Below are 11,260 nucleotides of genomic sequence, written 5' to 3'. Positions count from 1 at the left end.
CTCCAAAAGGCTGTTTCAATTGCTGAATCTACTCTCTCCGATGCATAAAGACTCGGGTTCCCATATCCAATCCCGCGATTATTCGAGTGATATAAATAATAAAGATCAAATGGATTGTATGCTTCAGATTTTAACAAGGAAGCGCCTGTCTGCCTATATTGCTTCATTTCCGGCCACGTGCATTCTTTTATAGAAATCATAATTCCCATTTCGGCTAATTGCTCCTTTAATTCGAGCGCCATCGCTTTGTATATGGGATCATCAAAAGGATAGGATAGCGTGAAGTTTGCCTTTCTTCCCTTTTTCTCGATTAGCCCGTCATCATCTGAATCGACCCAGCCCCCTATCCTCAAGAGCTCATCAGCCTTATTCTTGTTTCGTTCCCCCTCTGCCGGCTGACCCCACGGAAGACCAAGTGCTGCACTCCATGTTTCACGACCAAAGCCATTCAGCACCTTTTCTACCATTCTCTCCCGGTCTACTCCAGCCTGTATGGCTTTTCGTATGGACGGGTCCACCGTAACATTATTGCCGGCAGCTGCGCCATTCAAGGAAGCTCCCTCTGGCACCGTTACGAGCGAAATCCCTCGATTATCTGCTCCTTCCACTAGGAGCGTTTCCATCCCGTTAATCTTGTCTTCCGCATACGCCCCAGTCGATTGCACTAAATCAGCCCTGCCATCCTTAGCCATGGCATAAGCCTCATCCTCTCGTACAAAGAGCACCTGAATTCGCCGAAAAAAGGGTGTATGACCATAATAGTTATCATTGCGGACAAATACTGCCGCTTTTCCCTTCTCCCACTTTATAAGCTGATAAGGTCCCGATCCAATTGGCTCAGTATTAGATTCATCTCCATAGCTTTCGCTTGAAACAATGCCAATAGAGGCAGCTGTATAAACAAAGGAGGACATAGGCTTTTTAAACAGAAATTGCACTGTGTAATCATCAATTACCTGCGTTTGCTCAAACCCTTCCAGACCTTTAATCTCTCCCCTGTCCTTAGCTAGCTGATACGTGAAGGCTACATCATAGGCCGTAACTTTCTGCCCATCGGTAAAATAGGCATCATCCCGAAGCTTAAACTCCCATATTAACTTATCCTCACTCATCTGGTATTCCTCCGCCAGATCATAAGAGATTTCCATTTTGCCGTTTAGGGATAAAAGTGTGCTATGTATAAAACCGGTCCCTCCCGCTTCAAGACCAGCTATTGGGTCAAAGCCAAGTCTTGGCTCCCTTGTCAAGGCTAATACTAATTCATCCGCTTGACTATCGGCTGATTCTCCATAGGCATGGACCATGTTCAAGGGACATAAAAGGATAAAAATAATAGAAACTTTTATATACAGCCATCTCACATCAATCTCCCTCCAGACAAAAAATAACGCACCAATCATTAGTATTCTCTAAATTTCTTTTTCCATGCCATAAAAGCTGTTCCACCTATCCTGCAGCATTAGGTGAAGTCCTACCTCTATTTGACTTGATAATCTAATTTAAATGACGAATAAGTCATAAAAAAAGTGATATATCCATGTGATATACCACTTAAACTCTATCCACCAAAATATCGCTCCGATTCTTCAGCTCCCTATATTCATCCTCTAAAATTCTCCAGAGAATCTCTTGCTTTTGGGCATCTGGATAATCAAGCTGCTTAATCTTCTCTCTCATTTCATACAGCCAAGCTGTATAACTAATCCATGAATCATCAAATTGCTGCTCCAGCTCCTTTTTCAGCTTGCGTGTTAATTTAGGGCTGGCCCCATTGGATGTGACCGCAATCTGCAAATGCCCGCGGCGGACCGTTGCTGGAAAGGTCACATTGCCTTCTCCTGACTCATCGACCACGCACACCAGTTGATTAGCTGGCAATATTCTTGCTAGAGATCCATTAACTTCTCTGCTGTTCGTTGCAAGAATAACGAGCATCGCTCCGCTGAAATCACTTGGAAGAGCTGCACGTTCAATCACTTCATACTTCCGCTCTTTGGCATGTGCACGGACCTCCTCTGAAATCTCCGGAGCGATGAAGGTAATCAGTGCCTGTTCTTCGGAGAGTACCTTTGCTTTCCGTGCCGCTATCCTTCCCCCTCCTGCTATGACTACCTTCTTCCCTGCCAAATCAATGATTAATGGCTGCATAATATTCCTCCTGCAGCTCCAGTTCTATTCTTGATGATATCAATTACCGACTGATGCTTTCCTAGAGGACTTGTTAAAAGGATGTCTTCCCCATTACCCGCTCTTTTCCGTACCTCTCGGCGCACCTCTGCCAATAAAAGCCCTTCAAACAACAAATATGGCACGACAATAACCCTGCCTGAAACTGATTTGCAAATAATCTCGATTCCCTCCTGAAAGGTTGGGGACGCTGCCGCCAAATAGCAGGATTCCACCCGTTCAAACGCTATCCTTTCCTTCACTCCTGTGACAATATTTGAAAAATCCCTTACAATGGCCGGATCACTGCTTCCTCTGCCGACAATAAGAACAGAATCCTCTCTGCCTGCATCAGGTGCCGCATCCTTAATAAGTTCAACCATTGCATCTAAAAGATCTTCTCGCACTCCAAATGGGTCAGCCATCTCCACAGGAATATCCGGGAACCTTTGCAATAGCGGCTCCAATGCCTCTGGAATATCCTTCTTGATATGGCCCGCGGAAAGGAGAAAAACAGGGACAACGCAGATTGACGTCGCCCCTCTTTCTACACATCGATTGAACCCTTCTGCAATGAATGGCTCCGTCAGTTCAAGAAAGCTGACCTCCTGTATCTCACACTGTACCTCGTTGATAACCTGTTCTAGAAATTGCTTCGCTTCATCGGCTCCTTTTTTCGATCTTGTACCATGGCCGACATATAATATTGCTCTCACACTGTCCCTCCTATCCCCTTTAACCGTGGACTACCGGCAAATGCGGTTCAATTTCTTCCTTAAACCAGTTCAAGCGATGATGAAGCCGGACGACTTCTCCAATAATAATCATGCTTGGATTGGCAATATTAGCCCGCTTGATTTCATCCTCAATTGTTGCCAATGTACCAGTGACTGTACGCTGCTCTGAACAGGTTCCCCAGTGCACAAGCGCAATGGGCGTATCAGCCGGTTTACCCGCTTGAATCAAATTGCGAAGAATGGTTGGTAAATGGGAGACACCCATGTATACACAAATCGTATCTACAGCATTGGCCAGATGACCCCATTGATGCTCTGCCGCCGCGTCACCAGCCTGATGGCCGGTTACAAAGGCAAAGCTCTTGCTAAGTGTTCGGTGGGTCACAGGAATGCCCGCATAAGCAGAGGCTGCAATACCAGACGTTATACCGGGAACAATCTCAAACGGCACATCATGCTTCACGCACTCCTCTGCCTCCTCGCCGCCGCGGCCGAATACGAAGGGGTCTCCCCCCTTCAGCCTAACTACAGTCAATCCCCGCTTTGCATACTTCACCAAGAAATGATTAATAGTCTCCTGCTTCATTGTGTGGTAATGCGGCAATTTCCCGCAGTACACAAGCTGGGCATCCTTCCTTGCATAGGCAAGAAGCTCAGTGTTCACAAGACGGTCGTAAAGAATGACATCCGCTTGCTCCAGACAGCGCAGCCCTTTCACCGTAATTAAATCCGGGTCACCCGGTCCCGCTCCGACTAAGTATACTTTACCAGCCATCCTTACCACCCTCTCTCATCATCATCAAGTATGAAACCGGCATTTTTGCCAATCCGCTTTTTTTCTCTTAATGTCACGTCTACAATCTTCGGCAGCTGTAAATAGAATTTCTCAAGCTCGACATCCAAGTGCTGAAAAGCCTCCTCATCATTAGCTGCCGTAATGACAGCTATGACATCCTTCTCCTCTAAGCAAACTTCAAATCTATACAGAAACGCCATGTGATCCAAGTCCTAAGATAGAATCAAGTGCCTCTTGAATAGCCGTTAATCCAACACGGTGTTTAAAGTCATAGAAGGATTCACCCGTATGCTTCTCTTCCTTGAAATAGGTTAATAGCTTCAAGAGAACCCCTGATAAGTCCTCTGCCGGAATTTTCCCTTTCAGCTTCTCATTGAACTCCCCGCCGGCATTCAGTGTCCCGCCTACATAGATCTCATAGGCCTCAACCATCTCTTTATTGGCATTTCTCACCTTCATCCCTTGCAGCCCGATATCAGCAATCTGGCGCTGACCGCAAGAGTTCGGGCAGCCAACCATATGCATGCGCACAGGCACATCCAATTGGATTTGCTCATCAAGCTCCAAAGCGATAGAACGCATCCGCTCCTTCGTCTCTACTAATGCGAGATTGCAATATTCAATACCTGTGCAGGAAACCGCATGGCCGATAAATGAATTCGGTTTAATCGTGATTCTCTTAAAGATGGGCTCTGCCAATAAAGCATCCACATTTTCTGCCTGTACGTTCGGTATGATTAAGTTCTGAGAATTACATGTCCTGATTTCTCCATTACCATATTTATCTGAAATTCTAGCAAGCTCAAATACTTCATCCGCATCAAGGCGTCCGACTGGTACGTTAAAGCCTAAGAACTTTAATCCTTCCTGCCTTTGGTCATGTACGCCATAAAAGTATCCGGCATTCCATTCTCCAACAGGCTCCTCTCCCCTCGTTGGCAGCGGACCAGTATATTCTTGTAGCTTTGCAAGAAATTTCTCTGGTCCCCAATCAGCCATCAAGAATTTCAGACGGGCTAAATGACGTTTTTCCCGATAGCCGTAATCCCGGAAGATAGTCGTCACAGCTATCGCTACTTCTAATGTACGTTCAGGCTCAATGAAGACATCAAGCGTTTGCGCGAGAAATGGACGAGCAGATAAGCCGCCTCCAATCTTCAAATGGAATCCTTGCTTTTCTTTTCCATCTAGGACCTTAACGGCAGGCGTGAAGGAAATGCAATTGATCTCGGCATTTGATGCATTATGCAAATTTGTGCTGATAGACATTTTATATTTCCGAGGCAAATTCGAGAAATCCTCATTATTTTGGAAGAAATCGAAGACTTGCTTTACAATCCCCGATGTATCAAAGAGCTCATTCGGATCAATGCCTGCAATTGGGTTGCCGACGATATTCCTCGTAATATCCCCGCAGGCGCCGACACTTGAAAGGCCAACTGCTTCAAGACGATTGAAAATGTCAGGAATCTGCCCAATCTCAAGCCAGTGGAATTGAACAGCCTGACGTGTCGTGATGTCGAATACACCTCGACCGTAGTCTCTGGCAATGCCGGCGAGCACCTCTACCTGCTCTTTTGACAGAATCCCGGATGGCACGTTCACGCGCATCATGAAATAGCCGTCTTCCTTCGGGCGCTGCAAGTATAGCCCTGCCCATTTAAACAGATCCCATTGGTCCTTTGGAATGGAGGCAAAGCCGTTCTCGGCATAGGCCGGAATATCATCCAAGATGCGAAGGCCATCCTTATCAAGCTTCGCCACTTCCGTTTTATTCAGTTTCTCATTCGTTGCCCAAAACTTATCGTAAGCCATGAGACAGCCCCCTTAAATAATATTCTTTGAAACTAAGTAATCAGCGATTTCCTTCACTGCTTCTTCTATTGTCACTTTATGAGATACAATCGTTATTTCCGGTGCGTTCGGTGCTTCATAAGGGGAGTCTATCCCAGTGAAGTCCTTTATTTCTCCTCTGCGCGCCTTCTGGTATAACTGCTTAGGATCACGTCGTTCACATTCATCCAGCGGACAGTTCACGAATACTTCAATAAACTCCCCTTCCTCGAAAAGAGCACGGACTTGATTACGGTCTGAACGAAACGGAGAGATGAAGGCTGTCGTCACAATCGTTCCGCTATCAACAAATAGCTTCGCAACCTCTCCAATGCGGCGGATATTTTCTGTACGGTCCTCATCCGAGAACCCAAGATCCTTATTCAGCCCATGGCGGATATTATCGCCATCAAGCACGTATTCACTTATCCCCTGTTCATATAAATAGCTCGAAAATGCATTGGCGATTGTTGATTTTCCTGAGCCTGACAAACCTGTGAACCAAAGAACACAGCTCCCATGGCCATTTTGCGCACGCCGCTCACCCTTTGTTATAGCAGCTTCATGCCAGATAATATTCGTAGCCTTCTCCATTACCTACCCCTCCTCACACCTGTTCTTTTTCTTTCAATCCTTCAATTAGCACCTCAACTACTTCCTTGCGACTGAAGGTTGACGGAGGTAACTCTCCGTTTCGCAAAAGCTCCCTCACTTTCGTTCCTGAAAGAATTACCCGGTCTTCCCTTTGGTGCGGGCACGTTTTATCAGAGGCCATCCCCTCGCATTTCTGGCAATAAAAGCTATGCTCGAAGAAGAGGGGCTTAATTCCAAGCTCTTCCTCCGTAAACTCGCTGAAGATATATTGGGCATCATAGGTCCCATAATAATCGCCGACGCCGGCATGGTCGCGCCCAACAATGAAATGGGTGCATCCAAAGTTCTTGCGGGCAATCGCATGGAAAATTGCCTCACGCGGCCCGGCATATCTCATCGCGGCCGGATATACACCGAGCTGCACTCGCTCTTTCGGATAATAATGGTCCAAAAGCACGCGGTAGCTTTTCAAGCGAACATCCGCCGGAATATCATCTGCCTTTGTTTCGCCGACAAGCGGATTCAAGAACAAGCCGTCCACTGTTTCTAGCGCTGCCTTTTGGATGTATTCATGGGCACGGTGGACAGGATTTCTCGTCTGGAACCCAACGACCGTCTTCCAGCCTTTCTCCTCAAACAAGGCACGTGTTTCTGCTGGCTCATACCATACATCCTCCGATACACCTTTATCGGATTTTTTGATGAGGATAATCTCGCCGCCCACGTAATAATTCCCGCGCTCATAGAGCCGCTTCACGCCAGGATGTGCCTCTTCCTCTGTCTTGTAAACCTCCCTGGCCTCTTTAGACAAGTCCGGCTCATACACGTCAGACACAGTGACGACACCGACCGTTTCTCCTTCATACTGAAGCTTGACCTGCACACCTGAATCAAGGCTTTGTGCCTCCCTTTCTCCAACCGGCAGTGTCACAGGCACAGACCAAACTGTGCCGTTTGAGAGTCTCATTGATTCCACAACAGACTCATAATCAGCCTTGCCCAAGAAGCCTGTCAAAGGACTGAAAAGCCCAATGCCAATCAGCTCCAGGTCGCTGTATGCGACAGCATCCAGCTGAAGTGTTTTTTCAATAGTGGTCACATCGTAATTCGGTTCATAAGCGGAGATTAGAGTTCCTCCATGTGGTTTTGGCAAAGACATCCTTATCATCCCTCTTTCATTTAGTTCTGTTTTGTCAGCCATACTTCTCCTGTTTCTTCAGGCTTCTTCTTCATTAAATATTTCACACCAAAAACAGAGATTAATAATCCTGCCATCACGACAATTGGATACATATTTTGCTCAATCAGTAATTGAATCAGGGTGAAGCAAAGTACCATGGATAGCACCGGTGATACAATCCAGACAGCGAACAGCTTTATAACGATATCCTTCTTCAATACGGCCTTTCCTTGCTTGGCAAAGCCGATGCCAATAATGGATGACGTTGTAATTTGCACGAGTGGAACAGGAATACCGAAGATCGAAGCTGCCATAACAAGTCCTGCCCCGGTTCCAGAAATAATGCAGCCTTCCTCAATCCTCAATTCCGTGATTTTCTTCCCATTTGTTTCAAGTACGCCCCTGCCTAGCAGGACAGCACCTATGGCGACAAATAAACCTCCCCAGAAGATTCCTGATTGCGTGGTTAGAATATCTGCCCCGACAAGTGGTCCTACTGCATTGGCCACATTATTCATCCCAGCCGAAAAGGCCTCAAATACACCCATTATGACCACTAGCACGGCTAGTATAGGCTTTGCTTTCTTTGAGCGGACCCACTTGCTGATAAATGGCCATTTCAAGAACTTTCCTGCCAATACAGCAATCGTAAAAGCCACTAGCGGTGTCAGAATCCAAAACATGAAGATCCATGCAAACTGAGCAACATAGAGACTTTGATAGGCGATTCCCGCTCCGACAATGGAACCGACTGTCACTTCACTCGTTGATAGCGGGATAGACAGAATATTAGCCAGGAACAGAGACATTGCTGCTGACGCAAGTACAATGAGTGCAATCGAAATTGTGAACGTTTCTTTTGGGACGATGCCATTCCCCAATGTCTTGACGACTTCACCTCCGCCAAGCCACGCACCGAGAAAGACTGCAATCCCACATAAACATAAGGCAATGAGGGGATTTTTGATGACACCGGAACCGTAGGAAATCCCCATAGACGCCGCAGCTCCGCTCGCACCGATATTCATGGCAAAGAACAATCCTACTGCCACGGCAATAATGATCAGCATGCTTTCGTCCTCCTCAATCCGTGTGCAGACCGCATTCTGTTTTTCCCATTCCGCTCCAGCGGCCTGCCCGGCTGTCTCCGCCGGCTGCTACTGCTTGTGTGCATGGGAAGCAGCCGATACTTGGGTAGCCTTCATCATGCAAGCGATTATATGGAAGATCCCTATCGTGGATATAGGTCCATACTTCCTCCCATGTCCAGTGAATCAACGGACAAATCTTAATATTTTGAAATTTTTTGTCCTCATTAAAGAAATCGGTATTCGCCCTAGTTGGAGATTGATCCCTCCTCAATCCAGAAATCCACGCATCCATCGGCGTCAGCGCTTTCCTTAACGGGATAACCTTGCGAATTTCACAGCATTTATTCGGTTCTCTTTTCCAAAGCGCCGACCCGTGCTGCTCCCTCTGCTCATCAAGCGTCAGTTCAGGGAGCTTTCTTTCAATCTTTAAGGCTTTAAATCTCTTTTCAATTTTGTCAATAACCTCATAGGTTTCTGGAAAATGCAGCCCTGTATCTAAAAAGACAATCGATGCATCTGGCTTAACCTGGCTGATTATGTCAATTAAAACAATCGCTTCTGCACCAAAGCTGGAAGCATAAATGATTTTATCCTCATGAAAATGTTGAAAGGACCATTCAAGAACTACCTTGGCTCCTTTTGTTTCATCATGTATATGGAAGGACTCCGAAAACTCGTGCCACTTACTGATTTTGTCCATGAAGCATAAAGCCCCTTTCTGTGCAGCGTTCTTTTCTGACTATGCAAAAAAGACAGTCTTCTCCTGTATAAACAAGAAAAAGACTGCCTCTAGTTTGTCTAGTCAGCAAGCTCTTATTTAGATTTATTGATTGTTGTGGATTGAAGGCGAACCTTCTCATTCTTTTCGATTTGAATAACCTTTCCATCCTGAACCACCAAGGTGATTGATCCAAATTTGATTGTATTCAGCATCTGCTCCAAATGAGCCATGACCTCCTGCAAATCAGACGGTTTCAGACGGTTCGCCTCCCTTTCATGTATTCCCGTTTAATGACAGGTACTTGAATTATATAGAAGTTATTGGAATTAATCCTACCATACACATATGATTTGTCAATATTAAATCCAGATTTTTTCAGAAATAGGCTGTGTAACTATGCTCCGTGAAAAGGAATTTTCATTTCCCTTGAACAGACCTCTATAGTAAAATAGATAAGCATGATTTCAAAAAAAGGGTGACATGAATGGAATCAAAACAATATTCAAATTTAAAAATGGGCGAAAAAGGTGCCATATTAAGCATTGTCACCTATTTGTTCCTTTCTGGGATGAAACTATTAATTGGATATATAACTGGATCTGAGGCTCTTTCGGCTGATGGTCTGAATAATACGACAGATATTATTGCCTCTATCGCTGTTTTAATTGGACTGAGACTATCGCAGCGTCCGCCTGACAGCGACCATGGATATGGGCATTGGAAGAGCGAAACGATTGCTTCACTGATTGCCTCCCTGATCATGATGGTAGTCGGAATCCAGGTACTCTTAAACGGCTTTGGCTCCATCTTTGAAGGAAATAATGAGGCACCTGATATGCTGGCAGGCTATGTGGGTATATTTTCTTTCATCATCATGTATCTCGTTTATCGATACAATAAGCACCTCGCTGAGAAAATCAACAGCCAGTCGGTCATGGCCGCCGCTAAGGATAATCTATCCGATGCCTGGGTCAGTATCGGTACCTCAGCTGGTATTTTCGGCTCCCAACTGGGCATGCCTTGGCTTGATACGGTAACTGCCCTGCTCGTCGGCTTATTAATCTGTAAGACTGCTTGGGATATTTTCCGCGAAGCCTCTCATCACCTATCCGACGGCTTTGATGAAGAAAAGATTGCTCTTTATCAAGAATCTATTATGGGAATAGACGGTGTGAAAGGTGTCAAAAAAATCATGGGCCGCAACTATGGAAACAATGAAGTCATCGATATCGTCATCTTTGTTGACTCATCTCTTAATATACAAGAAGCCCATGATATTGCCACTCTCGTTGAAACGGATCTCACGAAGAAGTATGGTGTTTATGATGTCCATGTACACGTAGAACCAAATACAGATCAAGAATAAATAAAACTAAGCTGGACCTGCCATCATGGAATGAAGTGATGGCAGGTCCAGCTTTTTTACTTCAAACAGGAGAGTTATATCCACTGTTTAACCGGCAATTGATAAATAAGGAATCGGTCGAATGGATCGTGCGGCTTGACGATGACTTCCTGCTTCAATTCAAATGGCGTCTCATGCTCCAAATAAAAAATATAATCCTCCGAGGGATAATACAAAATGATATCAACCGTGCGGCTATATTCCTCCACTGAATCGAGAATTCGATTTACAACCTTCCTGAATATTTGCACATTAAACGGATTAAAGAAGTAGAAGTGATTATGGTCAGGCTGGATGGAGAATTCCTCCGCCAGACAATTATAGAAATGGACTCTTTCATTTCGGTACTTTGCATAATCCGCCAGATTCATCATCGCTTCATTATAAAAAACTTCATTCATCTCCACTCCGGAAACAGAAGCATGATGGTAATAATGAATGTAAAAGTTCAAGCGCCCCTTCCCGCAGCCGAAATCAACGACATGATCTTTGCGGCTTATACTGTACGCTTCAAATAATTTCTCAAGCGCCGCATATGGGGTTGGTTCATACCGATTATAGGCTAGGGAAGCTGGATGACCCTGCTGGTCTCCCCTTGTTTTGATACGAAATAGCTCGTCATAATATTTCTCTTTCATAAAAAACCTCAGTTCACTTACGTTTTTATCCTATCTTAAATGTATTATGGCAGGAAGGAAAGCCGCTTAGACAAAAAAAGAAGAGGGTTATTTCCCTCT

At 45.3% G+C, this 11,260-nt stretch carries 13 protein-coding genes; 1 reads left to right on the top strand and 12 read right to left on the bottom strand.

Going from position 1 to position 11,260, the window contains the following annotated elements; all coding sequences use genetic code 11:
• From ACI35L_RS08920 to ACI35L_RS08870, 11 genes are all read right to left on the bottom strand, one after another.
• A partial coding sequence (locus ACI35L_RS08920) for an ABC transporter substrate-binding protein (protein WP_439802705.1) occupies positions 1 to 1,361 on the bottom strand: 1,361 nt, incomplete at its 3' end.
• Positions 1,362 to 1,551: 190 nt separating this feature from the next.
• Positions 1,552 to 2,148: a precorrin-2 dehydrogenase/sirohydrochlorin ferrochelatase family protein gene (locus tag ACI35L_RS08915; RefSeq protein ID WP_049672141.1), complete on the bottom strand. Its 597-nt coding sequence runs from the start codon at positions 2,146 to 2,148 to the stop codon at positions 1,552 to 1,554.
• Complete coding sequence (locus ACI35L_RS08910) at positions 2,136 to 2,882, bottom strand: sirohydrochlorin chelatase (RefSeq protein WP_439802704.1); 747 nt, start codon at positions 2,880 to 2,882, stop codon at positions 2,136 to 2,138. Before ACI35L_RS08910 ends, ACI35L_RS08915 begins: the two co-directional genes overlap by 13 nt.
• 19 nt (positions 2,883 to 2,901) lie before the next feature.
• Entirely contained in the window at positions 2,902 to 3,678 is a 777-nt protein-coding gene (cobA, locus tag ACI35L_RS08905) for a uroporphyrinogen-III C-methyltransferase (protein ID WP_439802703.1), read from the bottom strand.
• A 2-nt stretch (positions 3,679 to 3,680) separates the two neighbouring features.
• Positions 3,681 to 3,899, bottom strand: a complete 219-nt coding sequence (locus tag ACI35L_RS08900; protein ID WP_049672144.1) for a DUF3906 family protein — start codon at positions 3,897 to 3,899, stop codon at positions 3,681 to 3,683.
• Positions 3,883 to 5,514, bottom strand: a complete 1,632-nt coding sequence (locus ACI35L_RS08895; RefSeq protein WP_439802702.1) for a nitrite/sulfite reductase — start codon at positions 5,512 to 5,514, stop codon at positions 3,883 to 3,885. The genes ACI35L_RS08900 and ACI35L_RS08895 overlap by 17 nt, the downstream gene beginning before the upstream one ends.
• A 12-nt stretch (positions 5,515 to 5,526) precedes the next feature.
• Positions 5,527 to 6,126: an adenylyl-sulfate kinase gene (gene cysC / locus ACI35L_RS08890; RefSeq protein ID WP_439802701.1), complete on the bottom strand. Its 600-nt coding sequence runs from the start codon at positions 6,124 to 6,126 to the stop codon at positions 5,527 to 5,529.
• A gap of 13 nt (positions 6,127 to 6,139) precedes the next feature.
• A complete protein-coding gene (sat, locus tag ACI35L_RS08885; protein ID WP_439802700.1) occupies positions 6,140 to 7,285 on the bottom strand; it encodes a sulfate adenylyltransferase in 1,146 nt (381 codons plus the stop codon).
• A 20-nt stretch (positions 7,286 to 7,305) separates the two neighbouring features.
• Positions 7,306 to 8,376, bottom strand: coding sequence for an inorganic phosphate transporter (locus ACI35L_RS08880; protein WP_439802699.1), 1,071 nt, complete (start codon positions 8,374 to 8,376; stop codon positions 7,306 to 7,308).
• A gap of 13 nt (positions 8,377 to 8,389) precedes the next feature.
• Positions 8,390 to 9,097, bottom strand: coding sequence for a phosphoadenylyl-sulfate reductase (locus tag ACI35L_RS08875; RefSeq protein WP_049672148.1), 708 nt, complete (start codon positions 9,095 to 9,097; stop codon positions 8,390 to 8,392).
• 113 nt (positions 9,098 to 9,210) lie between these two features.
• The gene (locus ACI35L_RS08870) at positions 9,211 to 9,348 is read right to left on the bottom strand and encodes a YezD family protein (protein WP_082197193.1); all 138 of its coding nucleotides are present in this window, start codon (positions 9,346 to 9,348) and stop codon (positions 9,211 to 9,213) included.
• A 254-nt stretch (positions 9,349 to 9,602) separates the two neighbouring features.
• Between ACI35L_RS08870 and ACI35L_RS08865 the strand changes: the two genes are divergently transcribed.
• Positions 9,603 to 10,484, top strand: a complete 882-nt coding sequence (locus ACI35L_RS08865; protein ID WP_049672149.1) for a cation diffusion facilitator family transporter — start codon at positions 9,603 to 9,605, stop codon at positions 10,482 to 10,484.
• Positions 10,485 to 10,558: 74 nt separating this feature from the next.
• Here the strand turns inward: ACI35L_RS08865 and ACI35L_RS08860 are convergent, their stop codons facing one another.
• Positions 10,559 to 11,161, bottom strand: coding sequence for a class I SAM-dependent methyltransferase (locus ACI35L_RS08860; protein WP_049672150.1), 603 nt, complete (start codon positions 11,159 to 11,161; stop codon positions 10,559 to 10,561).
• Positions 11,162 to 11,260: the final 99 nt, after the last annotated feature.

The sequence above is a fragment of the Pradoshia sp. genome (assembly GCF_051873915.1).
Classification (GTDB): Bacteria; Bacillota; Bacilli; order Bacillales; family Pradoshiaceae; genus Pradoshia.
This window is presented reverse-complemented; position numbering and strand designations above follow the sequence as displayed.

What these genes read in the sequence shown, in the direction of transcription:
- ACI35L_RS08915 (WP_049672141.1), bottom strand. Translation starts at nt 2,148, where the DNA reads ATGCAGCCATTAATCATTGATTTGGCAGGGAAGAAGGTAGTCATAGCA.
- cobA (WP_439802703.1), bottom strand. Translation starts at nt 3,678, where the DNA reads ATGGCTGGTAAAGTATACTTAGTCGGAGCGGGACCGGGTGACCCGGAT.
- ACI35L_RS08900 (WP_049672144.1), bottom strand. Translation starts at nt 3,899, where the DNA reads ATGGCGTTTCTGTATAGATTTGAAGTTTGCTTAGAGGAGAAGGATGTC.
- ACI35L_RS08895 (WP_439802702.1), bottom strand. Translation starts at nt 5,514, where the DNA reads ATGGCTTACGATAAGTTTTGGGCAACGAATGAGAAACTGAATAAAACG.
- cysC (WP_439802701.1), bottom strand. Translation starts at nt 6,126, where the DNA reads ATGGAGAAGGCTACGAATATTATCTGGCATGAAGCTGCTATAACAAAG.
- sat (WP_439802700.1), bottom strand. Translation starts at nt 7,285, where the DNA reads ATGTCTTTGCCAAAACCACATGGAGGAACTCTAATCTCCGCTTATGAA.
- ACI35L_RS08880 (WP_439802699.1), bottom strand. Translation starts at nt 8,376, where the DNA reads ATGCTGATCATTATTGCCGTGGCAGTAGGATTGTTCTTTGCCATGAAT.
- ACI35L_RS08875 (WP_049672148.1), bottom strand. Translation starts at nt 9,097, where the DNA reads ATGGACAAAATCAGTAAGTGGCACGAGTTTTCGGAGTCCTTCCATATA.
- ACI35L_RS08870 (WP_082197193.1), bottom strand. Translation starts at nt 9,348, where the DNA reads ATGGCTCATTTGGAGCAGATGCTGAATACAATCAAATTTGGATCAATC.
- ACI35L_RS08865 (WP_049672149.1), top strand. Translation starts at nt 9,603, where the DNA reads ATGGAATCAAAACAATATTCAAATTTAAAAATGGGCGAAAAAGGTGCC.
- ACI35L_RS08860 (WP_049672150.1), bottom strand. Translation starts at nt 11,161, where the DNA reads ATGAAAGAGAAATATTATGACGAGCTATTTCGTATCAAAACAAGGGGA.